The organism is Luteibacter sp. 9133 (assembly GCF_000800155.1).
Taxonomy (GTDB): Bacteria; Pseudomonadota; Gammaproteobacteria; order Xanthomonadales; family Rhodanobacteraceae; genus Luteibacter; species Luteibacter mycovicinus.
This window is the reverse complement of record NZ_JUHO01000001.1, coordinates 140,311-155,376: the sequence shown is the minus strand read 5'-3', so window position 1 is coordinate 155,376 and position 15,066 is coordinate 140,311. Positions and strand designations below refer to the sequence as shown.

The following is a 15,066-nucleotide window of genomic DNA, read 5'->3' as shown; positions in this document are numbered from 1 at the left end:
GCCGCCAAAAAAATCCCGCCGAACGGCGGGATTTTTTTTGAAGCGATGTACCCGCCTGTCAGTCAGCGCGTTTCAGGCGAATAAGTGCCGAAATGTCGTCATCACCGTAGCCCTGCGACATCAGTTCGGCGAAGTCGGCCAGCGATTGTTCGATGATGGTGCGGTTGGTACCCGCGTCCTTCGCGATACCGCGCACGATGCCCAGGTCCTTGTGCAGCAGCGCCAGCTTGAAGCCAACCGAAAACTCGTTGCGCAGCATCGTCGCGCCGCGCTTGTCGAGGAACCAGTTGCCCGCCGCGCCCGCCGCCAGCGTCGGAATGAGGCGATCCGCCTGGAGACCGAGCGCTTCACCCAGCGCGAGCCCTTCCGTCACCGCGTGGGCAATGCCCGCGACCAGCACCTGATTGACCGCCTTGGTTGCCTGGCCACTACCGACCGCGCCCATGTGCGTGATACGCGCACCGTAGGCTTCCAGCACCGGACGTGCTCGCTCGAGCACCTCCGCGTCGCCGCCGACCATCACGGACAACGTGCCGTTCTTCGCGCCTTCGACGCCGCCGGACACCGGCGCATCCAGGAACAGCGCGCCCACATCGGCGAGCAGGCTGGCGGCCTTCTTCGCCGTAGCAGGAGCGACGGTCGAGTGATCGATGACGATCGCCCCCGTCTTCAATGACGGAGCCAGCGCTTCCACCACGCCGATGACGTCCGCATCCGCACTGACGCACAGGGCGATCACGTCACATGACGAGGCAATGCCCGCGAGATCGGGCGCGACGACGCCAAGCTCCTTCGCCAGCGCATCGGCCTTCGTCTGTGAGCGATTGCCGACCGCGGCCAGCAGGCCCTTCGCATGAAGATGTCCCGCCATGGGGGCGCCCATCGCGCCGAGTCCGATGAATGCTGCCTTGAGGGTCATCCCGAAAACCTTTGTCGATGTCTGAAAAGAGACGCGGCGCCCTGAGGCGCCGCGGTTGGAATCAACGCCCTGCGGTTTCCGCCAGGTACGTGTAGCCGGTGAGGCCCTTGTCCAGCGAGGCGGACAACATCTCCGCCTCGGCGCCGGTAATGCCTGCCGCGGCAAGCCGGTCGGTGTAGGACTGGCGCAGCTGCCTGAGGTCGTAACCCACGTAGTCGAGCATCAGGTCCGTCGTGTCGCCATGACGCACGTGCGCGAACTCGTAACCGTCGGCCGTCGCGCGGACATTCACCGCGTCGGTGTCGCCGAACAGGTTGTGGATGTCGCCCAGGGTTTCCTGGTACGCGCCGACCATGAAGATACCGAGGCGGTACGACTGGTCGTCACGCAGGGCGTGCAGCGGCAGGCTGACGTCCACGCCTTCGGCATCCACGTAATGATCGATACGGCCGTCCGAGTCGCAGGTGAGGTCGGCGATCACGCCCCGGCGCGTGGGTTCCTCGTCCAGACGTGAGATCGGCACGATCGGAAAGATCTGATCGATCGCCCAGATATCCGGCACCGACTCGAACACGGAGAAGTTCACGAAGTACTTGTCGACCAGCTTCTCGTCCAGGTCGTCCAGCGCCTGACGATGCGCGCGCTCCGCCGGCAGCAGGCGCGGACGCACCGCGTTGGCGATGGCGTAGAACAGGTCGTCGAGCTTCGCGCGGTCGCGCAGGTCGAGCTGACCCAGCGCGTAGAGCGCCTGGCCCTCGGCGAAGTGATGCTGCGCTTCGTGGAACAGCTCCAGCGGCGGCCGGCTGTCGAGCTCGGCGTGCGTCTCGCGAAGATGACGCAGCACCGTCGGCTCGTCCGCGCGCGGTGCGGGCACCGAACCCTCGGGTACCTCTTCCACCTCGGTGACGTTGACCACCATCACCGCGTGGTGCGCGGTCATCGCGCGACCGGACTCGGTGAAGATGACCGGCGCCTTCATGCCGTGCTCGGCGACGGCCTCGGCCAGCGGCTGCACGATGCTGGCGGCGTACTGACCCAGGCTGTAGTTGATCGAGTTATAGCTGCGCGAGCGGGTGCCTTCGTAATCCACGCCCAGACCGCCGCCCACGTCGACGACGTCGATGGGCACGCCCAGCCGGTGCAGTTCGACGAAATAGCGCACGGCTTCGCGCATGCCCGCGGCGATATCGCGCACGTTGGAGATCTGCGAGCCCATGTGGAAGTGCTGCAGCCTCAGCGTGTGCTTGAGGCCCGCGGCGTCGAGGCGTTCGATCAGCTCCAGCACCTGACCGGGGCTGAGACCGAACTTGCCTTTGTCGCCACCGGTGTTCTGCCACTTGCCGGCGCCGATCGAGGCCAGGCGCACGCGCACGCCGAGCAGCGGCTCGACATCCAGCGCCTTCGCCTCGGCGAACACGTGGTCGAGTTCGGAGAGCTTCTCGATGACGATGTGGACGCGCAGACCGAGCTTGCGCCCGATCAGGGCGAGACGCACGTACTCGCGGTCCTTGTAGCCGTTGCACACCACCATGCTGCCGGGGCGGGCATAGGCGAGCACGGCCATCAGCTCCGGCTTGGAACCGGCCTCGAGGCCGAAACCCTCTTCGCCCGCGGCGACCAGTTCGCTGACGACGCCGCGCTGCTGGTTGACCTTGATCGGGTAGATGGCCGTGTAGGAACCGGCGTATTTGGCGTCATCGATCGCTTTGGCGAACGCCTGCTGCAGGCGCGCCAGACGGTCGGCGAGGATATCCGGGAAGCGGACGAGCAACGGCAGGCGCAGGCCCTGGGCCGTGGCCTGATCGACAATGGCCGGCAGGTCGAGGGCCGGGCCCTCGTCGCCGCGAGGGCGCATCTGCAGGTGACCATTGCCGGCCACGTCCACGTAGCCATTGCTCCAGTGTGGGATCGCGTAAGTCAGCTTCGCGCGTTCGGTGGTCCAGTTCGTCATGGTGGCGACGATCTCCCTCGTGATTGTGTCGTGTCCCCGTGGGGGGCGCGGAACAGTCGCAGCGGCGAACTTTGACCTGAAGCGAGTCTGGCGACCGGGAGCCTCGCACGCCGCGGGGCCGACCAGACAGGGTCTGCGCCGTCCGGGGAGACGGGGCAGACCGCGTATTGTAGCGGCGACGGATGACATCCGTGTATTGCCCCGCCCGGGGCAACATTGCCGTCAGGGACGACCTACATTTGTGCCAGGGCAAGGACTTGGCCGATTCCGGACCCGGAGCCGGTACAATCCCGTGTTTGGTCCCTTACCTCTTTTCAGGATCCGAGTCATGTCGCAACAGCAGCTCAGCTGGTTTACCGAAGCCCACCAGGCCTCCGGCTCATCCATCGGTTTCCGTGTCGAGCGCCTGCTGCACGCCGAGAAGACCGAATTCCAGACCATCGAGATCTACCAGACCACCGACTGGGGCAATCTCATGGTGATCGACGGCTGCGTCATGCTGACCAGCCGCGACAACTTCCTGTACCACGAGATGATGACCCACCCGGCGCTGTTCACCCACGCCCGGGCCAAGCGGGTCGTCATCATCGGCGGCGGCGACTGCGGCACCCTGCGCGAAGTGCTCAAGCACGAGGAAGTCGAGAAGGCCACTCAGGTGGAGATCGACGAGCGCGTCACGCGCCTTGCCGAGCAGTACTTCCCGGAACTGTGCGACGCCAACAACGACCCGCGCGCCGAACTGCTCTTCATCGACGGCATCAAGTACATGGCCGAGGCGGATCCGGAGTCCATCGACCTGATCATCGTCGACTCGACCGACCCGGTGGGTCCGGCCGAAGGTCTGTTCAACGCCGCCTTCTACGCCAGCTGCTACAAGGCCCTGCGCCACGGCGGCATCCTCGTGCAGCAGTCGGAATCCCCGCTGGCGCACATCGAGCTGATCAAGGCCATGCGTTCGGCCATGCGCACCTCGGGCTTCAAGGCCGTGCGTACCCTGCCCTTCCCGCAGCCGTGCTACCCCACCGGCTGGTGGAGCTGCACCATGGCGCGCAAGGACGGCGACCTGTCCGGTTTCCGCGAGCGCGGCGCCATCAGCAAGGGCTTCCCGACGAAGTACTACAACGCTGAAATCCACAAGGGTGCGCTGGCGCAGCCGGAGTTCATGCGGACCGAACTCGGCGACTGACTGAATCTGTAGGAGCGCGCCCTGCGCGCGATGTAAGGGATTCGCGCGCAGGGCGCGCTCCTACAGGCGGTTCAATAAAAAACGGGCGCCCATGGGCGCCCGTTTTTTTGGCTCCATTCAGACCGGCCTACTGCTCGACCTTAGCCGGCTCCCACCCTGCCGGGGCTTCCGCCGGCATACCGTAAGCACGCAGCGATGCCAGCACCACGCTCATCTCGGTGCCGCCGCTGCGCGCCAGCGACAGCAGCTTCTGCGCCGTCACCTTATCGCCCTGGGCCTGGACGTTGAGCTGCGCGAAACGCTGCATCTGCCAGACCAGGTTCATGCGAGCGGTCTTCGCGGACTGCTGCTCGGCGGTGTCGGTGGACAGGGTCTCACGCAAGTGCAGCCCTAGCGAGCGGCCGAGCGGGCTGCTGCCCCACTCCAGAACCTTCGCGAGCTTCAGGCAGTCGCCCACCACGCCGGCATCGCTCTTGTTGTCTTCGCAGTACTTCGCGGTGACCTGGAACCCAGGCATCGGCTGCGCGCTGGCCAGACCGAAGACGATGACCATCTGCACGCCTGCCGCCCCCGCGCCCTGCAGCGGATTGAAGGTTTCCGGCGGTGGCGGCAGCTGGCTGACCGAGTTGGCCAGCGCCTTGAGGCTGGAGCCGAGATAATCGTCGTAAATCCTGGCGTTGGCGGCACGGGCGAGATCGCTGCGCGTATCCTTGCCGGCACCGTTATGGTCGTCGACGCCCAGCTTGAGCAACCAGACGGCCGCGTTGTCCGGCGCCTGCTTCTGCAGCGTGGCCAGTGCGTCCGCGTTCGGGCAGGCACCGGCCTTGGCGTCGCAGTCGGCCAGCGAGGCCCAGGTAACCGCCGGGCCCGCGTCGGCATTGCGCGACGCGCGCTCGAGAAGGGCGTGGTAGCTCAGCACCTCGGGCGGATTGGCCAGCGGGCGCGCCAGCAGGGCGGCGCCCAGCAGCGGCTCGGCTTCGGTGCGCAGCGCCAGGACGCTGGCCAGATCTTTCTGGAACTGCAGCAGGGCCTTGGTCTGGTCCTTCTGCGCCACCGGCGCCTTGAGCGGCCCCTTTGCCGGACCCTGGGCACCGGCCCAGGGCGTGGCGGCAAAGGCCGGCATCGAGAGCAGACCCGCAAGGGCCAGGGTCAGCACGCGATATCCGCGCATCAGCCATCTCCATGAAATAAAACGACAAGAATACGGTTCAACCATGAACGCAGCCTGCGTCGTCCCGGGGTCATCGACGGCGGACATTGTTACCATCGACATCCAATGTGGGGATCGCCGACTCGACATCGAGCATGGCAGCGACACAATCCTGCGACAGAACAGGAGTTTACGATGGATCAATTCGCACTTTTTAACGACGCGCGCGCCGGCTTCTTCGTAGGCTGGGGTACGCTGTCGCTGATCAACGCAGGGCTGGCCCAGGGCAAGAATCGCGGCGGCCTGCTCTGGTGGTTCCTCTCGCTGTTTCTCGGCCCTGTCGCCACCCTCATTCTCGTGGTCATGCCGAAGGTTCGTACCAAACTGTTCTGATAGGCTAGAACCACTCCTATGGCAGGTGCTCGCGGATGCTTACGACGCTCGTGGCAAGCAGCAAGGGTGGTTGCGGAAAAACGACGCTGGTCACCCAGCTCGCGACCCACTGGGTCCAGTCCGGCAAGCAGACGGCGATCATCGATGCGGATCGCCAGCATTCCAGCCTGCGCTGGGCAGGCCGTCGTCCCGAGAACGTTCCCGCCGTCACCGCCATCGAGGGCAGTCGCAAGGCCTTCGACCGCCTGCCGGGCGACGTGCAGCGGGTGATCGTCGACACGCCCGCGGGCGTCGACGAAAAAGACCTCGAGCCCTATCTGGAGAAGGTGGACGTCATCCTCGTACCGGTACTTCCCTCGCACTTCGATCTCGACGCCACACTCGATTTTCTTACCGTGCTGCGCGGCATCCCGCGCGTGAAGCGCGGCAAGCTGCCGGTCGGCCTGGTCGGCAACCGGCTCAAGCCGTGGACCAACGCCAGCCAGGCCGCCATCGCCGAACTTGGCGAGCGCGCGCCCTTTCCCGTCGTCGCGGAACTTCGCGACTCACAAGCGTACGTCTTGCTCACGGCGCTCGGTAAGGGCATCTTCGATTACCACTCGGAAAACGTACGCGGACACCAGGACGACTGGGGAAAACTGCTTCGCTGGATCAAACGAAGCACCTGAGCCGACGTGGGACGCGTCATGACCCGCCACGATACGTGGCCTAGCGGAGGACGGTACCCATGCACGAACTCATCCTGTTGCGCCATGCCGAGGCAGAGCCCGGCCATGACGGCAAAGACGACCGCGAGCGAAAACTCACCGAACACGGCCGCAACGAAGCCCGCGCCGCCGGCGAATGGCTCTCCAGCCATGGCGTGAAATACGACCGCATCCTGTGTTCCCCCGCGGAGCGCACCAAAGAGACCGCCGCGCTGGCCCTCGGCCAGGTCGAGCCCACTTATGTACAGGAAATCTACGACGCCACGCCCGGCGATCTGTTCGACGTGCTCGACACGCAGTCGGACGCGGAACGCATCGTGCTGGTGGGACACAACCCCGGCATTGAACAACTGGTCGCTTTCCTTGTCGAAGGACGGTCCGAGGATTACCGCGGCATGCCGCCGGGTGGCATGGCACGACTCGTCTTCACGGGCGAGCTGGGGCCGGGCAAGGCCAAACTCGAGACATTCTGGTCACCTCCCAACTGAGTCCCCCGTTGATGCGTCACCTGTTGTGGGCGATCGCCTTGCTCCTGTCGGCGGCTTCGGCTTCGGCCGCCGACCTGCGGATCGACCCGACCCGTTCGCGGGCCGAGTTCGCCGTTCGCCTGCTGTGGGTGAGTACCGTCTCCGGTAGCTTCGAGGGCATCCGGGGCGACCTGTCCATCGACCGCGAAGCGCGCACGGCCGTCGTGCGCGCCGTGCTCGACACCGAAAGCATCCGCATGGAATCGGCCCGCCTGCGCCGCTGGGTGCTGGCGCCGGAATTCTTCGACTCGGTGCACTACCCGCAGATCCTGTTCACGTCCGACCCGCTGCCCCTCGAACTCATCAGCCGCGGCGGCGAGATCAAAGGCAAGCTGACCATGCGCGGGGTCACCCGGGACGAAACCTTTCACCTGCAGGCCACCCGCTGCCCGGCCGACGCGCTGGCCGGTTGCGTGCTTCAGCTGCAGGGCACAATCGACCGTACGGATTTCGAGATGCGGGGCCGCCGTGGGGCCCTTTCGGACCGCGTGAACCTCGGCATGGCCATCGTCCTCGACCATCCCTGACGAAAACTCACGTGACGTTGGCGTGGGTCGCCTATGATCCCCGCCATGCGCCACCTCCGATTGTTCTTACTCCTTGCCGCCATCCTGGCTGCCACCGGCTGTTCGCTGTCCACGCAGCGCATCCGGAAGGCCGATGCCGTGGTCACGCTGACCGTGGACCGGCAGAGCAATTGCACGCGGGCGGACCACTGCGCCCAGCCCTCGGCGCTGCTCGATGCCGCCGTGGAAGCCGACGCCGCCTCGACCGACGCGCGCCCGGTGCACGTGGCCACGCTGCTGGAAGACGGCGAAACCGCCATGGCGGCGAGGATCAATCTGATTCGCGCCGCGAAGCGGACCATCGACGTGCAGACCTATATCTGGGAGCAGGACGACGCGGGCAAGCTGGTCCTGGACGAACTGGTTCAGGCCGCGCGCCGCGGTGTGCGCGTGCGGATCCTCGCCGACCAGTTGTTCTCCTTTCGCGACGCCGGCCTGCTGGCGGGGCTGGCGCGCGCCAGCGATCACATGGAGATCCGCCTCTACAATCCGACCTTCCACAGCGCGCGTACGCCGCCGCTGGAGTTCGCGGCGGGCATCATCTGCTGCTTCTTCAAGTTCAACCAGCGGATGCACAACAAGCTGATCGTGGTGGACGATCTGATCGGCATCACGGGCGGGCGCAACTACGAAGACCGTTACTTCGACTGGGACGGCACCTTCGACTACGTCGACCGCGACGTGATGATCGGTGGCCCGGCCGCGAAGGCCATGGGCGCCAGCTTCGAGCAGTTCTGGAACCACAAGCGCGCCGTGCGCCTGACCCACCTGCGCGACGTGAACAAGGAGCTGGTTCGCGACACCGACGACCCGCGCCACTGGACGACGCCGCAGTACGAAAACCCGGAACGTGTCGCCACCATGGTGGCGGACGCCGAGAGTCCGGACTGGATCGCCGACCGGATCCAGCGCGAAACCCTGCGCATGAACCGGGTGGAATATCTGTCGGACCTGCCAGGCAAGACCGACGAGCCCAAACGTCGTGAAGCCCGCGCGCTCACCCGGCACATCATGGGTCTGGTGCGTAACGCCAGAAGCGAAGTGATCCTGCAGACGCCCTATCTGGTGATGAGCAAGCCGGCGAAGAAGATCTTCAGCGGGCTGCATCGGAAGCCGGTCCCGCCGCGCGTCGTCGTGTCGACCAACTCGCTGGCCTCGACGGACGCCTTCGCGGTGTATGCGATGTCCTATAAGCACCGCAAACGCTACCTCACCGACTACGGCTTCGAGATCTACGAGATGAAGCCGCGCCCGGCAAACGGGGATCCCGACGCCCTCGAAGGTCAGAGCAATGACGTGGTCACGCCGCCGCTGCTCACCGGCTCGGGGAGCGGCAGCGGCGCCAGCAAGACCGGACGTCGTGCTGGCAACCGGCTGGTGCCGGCGGGCCCGCCGTCGGAATCCACCGGATTCATGGCCCTTGGCGGCCGCCGCGTACGTCAGGGACCGCGCACTCGTCCGGCACCCCTGCTCACGCAGGGCGTGCGCTTCGGCCTGCATGCCAAGTCGATCGTGGTGGACGACACGTTCGCCATGGTCGGCACGCACAACTTCGATCCACGCTCCGACCACTACAACACCGAGTCGGGCGTCATCGTGTACGACAAGCGCTTCTCGGATCGCCTGCGTGACTCGATCATGCAGGACACCCGCCCGGAAAATGCCTGGGTCATCGGACCGAGGGAGAAGAAGATCCCCGTACTGTCGTCGGTCAACGAGTTCATCGGCGACGTCTCGGAACGGCTGCCGTTCTTCGACCTGTGGCCGTTCCGCTATGCCACGAGCTATGAGCTCAAGCCCGGCTGCATTCCGATGCGCTGGACCGACCCGAAGTTCTTCGAATGCTACGAGCCGGTCGGCGACTTCCCGGAAGTGGACGTGTCGCTCAAGCTGATCTACACGCGCATGATCACCGCCTTCGGCTCATCCGCCTCGGGCATTCTCTGACGCTCAGTAAGAGCGGGTGAGCTCGAAGCGGACCGGGAGGTCGGCGGTGTAACGCGGCGCACGGTTTTCCGCACTGGCGAAGCGCCAGTTGCGCACGGCTTCTTCGGCCGCATGGTCCAGATCCATGTCGCCGCTGGAACGCCCCACCGACACCTCGGCGACATCGCCCTCGGGCGTGACGGTCACACTGAGGATGACCTGGCCTTCGCGATTGGCGCGCAACGCCGACATCGGATAACGCGGCGAGGGTGTATAGACCGGCACCAGCGCCTCGGGCACATGGCGTGGCGTGGCGGCGACGCGGGGCGGCATCGGCGCCGGGCGACTCACCGCCGCGACGGATTCCGGCCGCGCGCGGGGCCTGGCGACCGGCCTGGACGACAGGTGCATGGCTTCGGGCATCACCACTTCGGCGAACGGTCGTGTGGCGGGCGCGCGCTCGTACGTGAGCGCGGTGAGCCAGCTCGTACCGGCGATGCCGAGCACGAGCCCAAGGGCACTGAGGGAAGTACTGGTGCGAAGTGCGAACATGCGGACTCTGGAGCAGGATCAGGGGCGTTCGAGGATCGCCGTCACACCCATGCCGCCCGCGGTGCAGATCGAGATCAGGCCACGGCCCGAGCCCTTCTGCTCCAGCATTTTCGCCAGCGTGGCGACGATGCGCGCACCCGTGGCCGCGAACGGGTGACCGGACGCGAGACTGGAACCGTTGACGTTGAGTTTTGCGGGGTCGATCGATCCCAGCGGACCCTCGAGGCCCAGCCGGTTACGGCAATAGTCGTCGTTTTCCCATGCACGCAATGTGCACAACACCTGGGCGGCGAACGCCTCGTGGATTTCGTAGAAGTCGAAATCCTGCAAGGTCAGGCCCGCACGCCTGAGCATGCGCGGCACGGCCACCGTCGGCGCCATCAGCATGCCTTCGCCGTGGACGAAATCCACGGCCGAGACCTCGGAGTGGGTGAAATACGCCTGGATGCCGAGGCCACGCGCGGCGGCCCACTCGTCGCTGGCCAGCAGCACGGCGGCGGCGCCGTCGGACAGGCCGGTGGAGTTGCCGGCGGTCAACGTGCCCTGACCCGACGTCCGGTCGAAGGCGGGCTTCAGCGAGCCGAGCTTTTCCAGCGTGGAGTCCGGACGCAGAAAGCCGTCGCGCTTCAGACCGCGGAAGGGCACGACCAGATCGTCGAACAGGCCGGCGTCGTAAGCGGCGCCCAGCTTCTGATGGCTGGCCAGGGCCAGCTGATCCTGCTCGAGGCGGCCGACCTTCCATTCCTTCGCCATCAGCTCGCAGTGGTCGCCCATGGACTTGCCGGTGCGCGGCTCGGCCACGCCGGGGAAGGACGGCTTGAGCTCCCTGAGCTTGAAGCCGCGCGTGGCGACCTGCAGCTTTTCTTTCAGGGTCCTGGCGCGGTTGAGCGCCAGCAGACGCTTGCGCAGCTTCTGCCCGTAGACGATGGGCACGTCGCTCGTGGTGTCCGAGCCCCCGGCGATGCCCGCTTCGATCTGGCCCGTGGCGATCTTGTTGGCGATCAGGATGGCGTTGTCCAGCGAGGTACCGCAGGCACGGGCCGAGGTAATACCCGGGGTGGTCGGCGCCAGGCCGGACGAGAGCAGCGCTTCACGCGCCAGATTCCAGTCCGAGGAGTGCCGGATGACCGCACCCATCGCGACCTCACCTAGCTCCACACCGTGCAGGCCGAACTTCTCGACCAGCGCGCCGAGCACCTTCACCGACATCCCGAAATTGCCGACATCCGCGTAGGCGGTGTTGTTACGACAGAAAGGAATGCGGACGCCGCCGACCACACCCACACGCTTTTGCGTCTTTTCCATGCTTTTGAGGGACTGTCCAGATCGAAGTGGGAGCCCGACCGGCGGGCCGGATCGAAGGCGAAGGGATCGCGGACGCCGACGATCGCCGACGAACGCGTATCGGCAAGGCTAACCCGCATCCCGTCCCGGCGAAAGCCCGCCGGGTCGCAATGATAGAATCGCGTTCCTTTGCCGTTCGGAAAACGCCGCCGTGAACGAGTCGCTGATCGCCTGCCCCGCTGTCCTGGCCCTCGAACTGGCCGGGGGCGAGATGCCCGATCGCCTCGAGCTAACGCGCGACGAAGCGCAGACCCTCGCCGCGCTGGTGGCCGACGACCTGCGCGCACTGCTGCCCGGCGTCGAGGCCTCGCGCTTCGCGCTGGCCGGCGCCCTGTTCGACGGCGTCGAGTTGCTTCGCCCCGGCTTCCCGGTGCTGGCCACGCTGGAAGAACTGGCCCGTCGGGTGCCGCGCGTCGTCACCGCCGGGGGCGTGGTCGCCTTCGGCACGCACGAAGGCCATATGCCAGCCCAGCCGCTGGTGCCGGACCCGCACTTCGCCGGCGGCCCGATGCGACTGATTCCGTGGATGCTGCTGGTGCCCGCCGATCAGGTGGAAGACCTGTCCCAGGCCATGGAGCGCGAACTGGCCGCCAAGGGCGAGGCCGGTACCGCGACGTCGGATTTCCTGATGCGCACGCTGGGCATGCGTCTCGAGCACGCTCGCTACCTTACCCGCGACGACCTGCTGGCGCTGACCTGCGTGCAGTACGAGCACGTCAATCTGGCGCCGCTCTGGACGATGCTCGAAGCCGCGCTGCTCACGCCTTACAAGGACGAGACGGCCCTCGGCTCCCGCGGCCTGCCTCTGCGCTACACCGAAGGACGTGTCGAGATTCCGGGTCTGGCCGACTGGTTCGCGCGCGACGCGAACAAGGGCGGCAACGCCGCTCACGAGCTGGCTGGCACGCTGTTCGAACTGCGCCAGTACGCCGCGCTGCTCGCCGCCCATCACGTGCACCTGGTGATGCAGGACATGCCGGCGACCGAGGGTTTCCTGATCGAAACGATGGCCGACGCGGACCCGTCCGCCGCCGCGCCCCGTATCTATGCGCACGAGGCGGCCGGTCTCGGCATGGCGGCGATCACGATCGCCCAGCCGGTTCCCGGCAAGGCCCGCGTTCTGGCGCACGGCTTCCCGCTGGCGCCGGACGCGCTGACTCCGCTGCTGCAGACGCTGGCCGATCGGTACGGTACCGACAGTGAAGTGCACACGCTGGGCCGGATCATGCTGGACGCCGACGGCGCACTTACGGCACCGGCTCCGGCGCTGCATTGAAGGCGGCGGCAAGGCTTCACATTTAAGCCGAGTCCGAATATACGCGGGCAGTTCGACCCATTAGAGTGGGCGAACGTGAACACCCATACCACCGACTGGCCCGCGTACCTCCTCGACCGTGCACCGGCGATGATCGCTTACGTCGGTACGGATGGCTGCTTTCGTTATGCGAGCCCCGCGTTCCTTGCGTGGATGAACGTGACGTCCGATGGGATCACAGGGCAGCGCGCGGAAGATCGCCTGCCGGCCCCCATGAACGAGGCGATCGCGGGCGGCATCCGTGCGGTGTTGACCGGCGAGCCGCTGGTCGGCGACCTGGGCATTGCTCACACGACCCCGGGCCGCTACGCACAGGCGACGTTCTCACCCGATCGAGACGAGGCCGGGCAACTGCTCGGCGTGTCCATCGTGCTCGCCGATATCTCCGGACGTCGCGCGCTCGAGACACGGTTGCGTGAGAGCGAACGGCGGTTCGCGCTGGCGTTCCGATACGCGTCGATCGGTGTCGCGCTCGTCCTCCCCGACGGTCGCTGGCTGCAGGTCAACGAGGCGCTGTGCACCATGCTCGGTTACAGCGAAGACGAACTGCTGGCTTCCGCGTTCCAGGCCGTCACCCACCCCGACGACCTTGCAGCCGACCTGGCTCTGGTCAGGATGGTATTGGCCGGCGAACGCCCGTCCTACACGATGGAAAAACGCTACGTACATCGTGACGGTCACACCGTGCACGGCATGCTCAGCGTGTCGCTGGTGCGCGACGAACACGGCGAGCCGCTCTACTTCATCTCGCAGGTGCAGGACATCAGCGAGCGCAAGGCCTTCGAGGACGCGCTGTTCCGCGAGCGCGAGCTGGCCGAGGTCACGCTGAAGTCCATCGGCGATGCGGTCATCACGACCAATCCCGACATGATCGTGACCTCGCTCAACCCCATCGCCGAAGCGATGACGGGATGGACGAGTCACGAAGCAGTGGGGCGCCCGATGGACGAGATCTTCCAGTTACGCGAGACGCTGTCGGGCCTGCCCATTCCGAATCCGCTGATCGCCGCCGTGCAGAAGAACGCCATCGTCGGCCTGACCACCGATGCGACCCTCATTCATCGCAACGGCTTCGAAAGCCCGATCGAGGATTCCGCGGCGCCGATCCATGACCACACCGGTAACGTCGTCGGCGGTGTCGTCGTGTTTCACGACGTGAGCGAGACGCGCGCGCTGGCGCTGAAGATGGCGCACCTGGCGCATCACGACACGCTGACGGGTCTGCCCAACCGTGCGCTGCTGCAGTCGCGCATGGAGTTCGCGGCGACGGTGGCGTCACGTCGCAACCAGCGCGCCGCGCTGCTCTTCGTCGACATCGATCACTTCAAGCAGATCAACGACACCATGGGCCACGCCGCCGGCGACGCGCTGCTGCAGGAAGTGGCGCGGCGCATCCGTGCGGCAGTGCGCTCCGATGACACGGTCAGCCGCCTCGGCGGTGACGAGTTCGTCGTGCTGCTCCCGCTGATCGACGGACCGTCGGATGCGAGCCTCGTGGCGGAGAAAGTGCTCGCCGCCTGCAGCCAGGCGGTCAGCGTCGACGCCTCCGCGCTGACGATCAGCTTCAGCATCGGCATCAGCGTGTATCCGGACGACGCACCGGATGCCGAGTCCCTGCTGCGCAATGCCGACACGGCGATGTACGAAGCGAAGATGCAGGGCCGTAACGGATACCGGTTCTTCAACCCCAGCATGAACGAGCGGAACACCGCACGTGTGCGCATCGAAGTGGAACTACGCAAGGCGCTCGCCCGCGGTGAGCTGAGCCTGCATTACCAGCCCAAGGTCGACGTGGACCTGGGTAGCATCGTCGGTGCCGAAGCGCTGCTGCGCTGGCAGGTCAACGGCGAGGATGTGTATACGCCAGAGCAGTTCATCCCGGTGGCCGAGGATTGCGGGCTCATCGTTCCGATCGGCGAATGGGCGTTGCGCGAAGCCTGCCGCCAGGCGGAGATCTGGACGCGCCGCTATCGGCCGCTGTCGGTGTCCGTCAATGTCTCGGCGTTGCAGTTTCAGCACACTCGCTTCTTCGAATCGCTCAGCGGAATCATTGCCGACAGCGGCATCCATCCGACGCTGCTCGAGCTGGAACTCACCGAGCGCACCGTCATGGAAGGCGGCGACCACATCGCGGCGCTGCTGCATCGGATCAAGTCGCTGGGCGTATTGCTGAGCCTGGACGATTTCGGTACGGGCTATTGCAGCCTGTCGTACCTCAAGCACTTCCCCATCGACACGCTGAAGATCGATCGTGCCTTTGTCCGCGATGTCGCCGTCGACAACGACAGTGCCGCCATCGTCAGCGCCATCATCGCGATGGGCAGGGGGATGAACAAGCAGGTGCTTGCGGAGGGCGTGGAGAGCAACGAGCAGGCGCGCTTCCTCAGCCATGCCGGCTGCCCGTTGATGCAGGGCTTCCTCTTCGGGAAGGGGGTATCCGCGAAAGAATTCGAGGCGCGGATCGCGGCGGTGGATACCGGGGATTTGCGGGTCACCGGCACCTGAAGCGGCTTTTGCACGAGCCAGCCTG

General features: G+C 66.0%; 13 protein-coding genes. 8 read left to right on the top strand and 5 right to left on the bottom strand.

From position 1 onward, the window contains the following. Positions 1-58: 58 nt before the first annotated feature. Both FA87_RS00575 and speA read right to left on the bottom strand, forming a co-directional pair. Positions 59-919 (bottom strand): NAD(P)-dependent oxidoreductase, encoded by an 861-nt coding sequence (locus tag FA87_RS00575; protein WP_043691652.1) that lies wholly within the window; start codon positions 917-919, stop codon positions 59-61. A 61-nt stretch (positions 920-980) separates the two neighbouring features. Further along, positions 981-2,870: an arginine decarboxylase gene (gene speA / locus FA87_RS00570; RefSeq protein ID WP_043691650.1), complete on the bottom strand. Its 1,890-nt coding sequence runs from the start codon at positions 2,868-2,870 to the stop codon at positions 981-983. Between the two features lie 328 nt (positions 2,871-3,198). Here speA and speE point away from each other — a divergent pair, with 328 nt between their 5' ends. Beyond that, positions 3,199-4,056: a polyamine aminopropyltransferase gene (speE, locus tag FA87_RS00565; RefSeq protein WP_036116666.1), complete on the top strand. Its 858-nt coding sequence runs from the start codon at positions 3,199-3,201 to the stop codon at positions 4,054-4,056. Positions 4,057-4,183: 127 nt separating this feature from the next. Here speE and FA87_RS00560 read toward each other — a convergent pair whose 3' ends face one another. Continuing rightward, complete coding sequence (locus FA87_RS00560; protein WP_197062347.1) at positions 4,184-5,227, bottom strand: hypothetical protein; 1,044 nt, start codon at positions 5,225-5,227, stop codon at positions 4,184-4,186. Positions 5,228-5,401: 174 nt separating this feature from the next. On the opposite strand from FA87_RS00560, the gene FA87_RS00555 reads away from it, so the two are divergent. The 5 genes from FA87_RS00555 to FA87_RS00535 are packed head-to-tail and all read left to right on the top strand — an operon-like array spanning position 5,402 to position 9,346. Next, complete coding sequence (locus tag FA87_RS00555) at positions 5,402-5,599, top strand: hypothetical protein (protein WP_036116669.1); 198 nt, start codon at positions 5,402-5,404, stop codon at positions 5,597-5,599. 35 nt (positions 5,600-5,634) lie between these two features. Beyond that, positions 5,635-6,267 carry a ParA family protein gene (locus tag FA87_RS00550; RefSeq protein WP_036116670.1) on the top strand — a complete coding sequence of 211 codons (633 nt, stop codon included), beginning with the start codon at positions 5,635-5,637 and terminating at the stop codon, positions 6,265-6,267. A gap of 59 nt (positions 6,268-6,326) precedes the next feature. Further along, positions 6,327-6,794, top strand: coding sequence for a histidine phosphatase family protein (locus FA87_RS00545; protein ID WP_043691648.1), 468 nt, complete (start codon positions 6,327-6,329; stop codon positions 6,792-6,794). A gap of 11 nt (positions 6,795-6,805) precedes the next feature. Then, on the top strand, positions 6,806-7,360 hold the full coding sequence (locus FA87_RS00540; RefSeq protein ID WP_036116674.1) for a YceI family protein: 555 nt from the start codon (positions 6,806-6,808) through the stop codon (positions 7,358-7,360). Positions 7,361-7,405: 45 nt separating this feature from the next. Next, positions 7,406-9,346: a phospholipase D family protein gene (locus FA87_RS00535; RefSeq protein ID WP_036118656.1), complete on the top strand. Its 1,941-nt coding sequence runs from the start codon at positions 7,406-7,408 to the stop codon at positions 9,344-9,346. A 3-nt stretch (positions 9,347-9,349) separates the two neighbouring features. On the opposite strand, the gene FA87_RS19600 is transcribed toward FA87_RS00535, so the two are convergent. Together FA87_RS19600 and FA87_RS00525 are read right to left on the bottom strand one after the other, a co-directional pair. Beyond that, entirely contained in the window at positions 9,350-9,877 is a 528-nt protein-coding gene (locus FA87_RS19600) for an energy transducer TonB (protein WP_052191061.1), read from the bottom strand. An 18-nt stretch (positions 9,878-9,895) separates the two neighbouring features. Continuing rightward, positions 9,896-11,182: an acetyl-CoA C-acetyltransferase gene (locus FA87_RS00525; protein ID WP_043691644.1), complete on the bottom strand. Its 1,287-nt coding sequence runs from the start codon at positions 11,180-11,182 to the stop codon at positions 9,896-9,898. A 190-nt stretch (positions 11,183-11,372) separates the two neighbouring features. Between FA87_RS00525 and FA87_RS00520 the strand changes: the two genes are divergently transcribed. Together FA87_RS00520 and FA87_RS00515 are read left to right on the top strand one after the other, a co-directional pair. Beyond that, on the top strand, positions 11,373-12,497 hold the full coding sequence (locus FA87_RS00520) for a hypothetical protein (protein WP_043691642.1): 1,125 nt from the start codon (positions 11,373-11,375) through the stop codon (positions 12,495-12,497). A gap of 75 nt (positions 12,498-12,572) precedes the next feature. Continuing rightward, complete coding sequence (locus tag FA87_RS00515) at positions 12,573-15,041, top strand: GGDEF and EAL domain-containing protein (RefSeq protein ID WP_051944095.1); 2,469 nt, start codon at positions 12,573-12,575, stop codon at positions 15,039-15,041. The last annotated feature ends 25 nt before the right edge of the window (positions 15,042-15,066 follow it).

Coding starts and splice junctions, on each gene's coding strand:
- FA87_RS00575 (WP_043691652.1), bottom strand. CDS start 919: ATGACCCTCAAGGCAGCATTCATCGGACTCGGCGCGATGGGCGCCCCC.
- speA (WP_043691650.1), bottom strand. CDS start 2,870: ATGACGAACTGGACCACCGAACGCGCGAAGCTGACTTACGCGATCCCA.
- speE (WP_036116666.1), top strand. CDS start 3,199: ATGTCGCAACAGCAGCTCAGCTGGTTTACCGAAGCCCACCAGGCCTCC.
- FA87_RS00560 (WP_197062347.1), bottom strand. CDS start 5,227: ATGCGCGGATATCGCGTGCTGACCCTGGCCCTTGCGGGTCTGCTCTCG.
- FA87_RS00555 (WP_036116669.1), top strand. CDS start 5,402: ATGGATCAATTCGCACTTTTTAACGACGCGCGCGCCGGCTTCTTCGTA.
- FA87_RS00550 (WP_036116670.1), top strand. CDS start 5,635: ATGCTTACGACGCTCGTGGCAAGCAGCAAGGGTGGTTGCGGAAAAACG.
- FA87_RS00545 (WP_043691648.1), top strand. CDS start 6,327: ATGCACGAACTCATCCTGTTGCGCCATGCCGAGGCAGAGCCCGGCCAT.
- FA87_RS00540 (WP_036116674.1), top strand. CDS start 6,806: ATGCGTCACCTGTTGTGGGCGATCGCCTTGCTCCTGTCGGCGGCTTCG.
- FA87_RS00535 (WP_036118656.1), top strand. CDS start 7,406: ATGCGCCACCTCCGATTGTTCTTACTCCTTGCCGCCATCCTGGCTGCC.
- FA87_RS19600 (WP_052191061.1), bottom strand. CDS start 9,877: ATGTTCGCACTTCGCACCAGTACTTCCCTCAGTGCCCTTGGGCTCGTG.
- FA87_RS00525 (WP_043691644.1), bottom strand. CDS start 11,182: ATGGAAAAGACGCAAAAGCGTGTGGGTGTGGTCGGCGGCGTCCGCATT.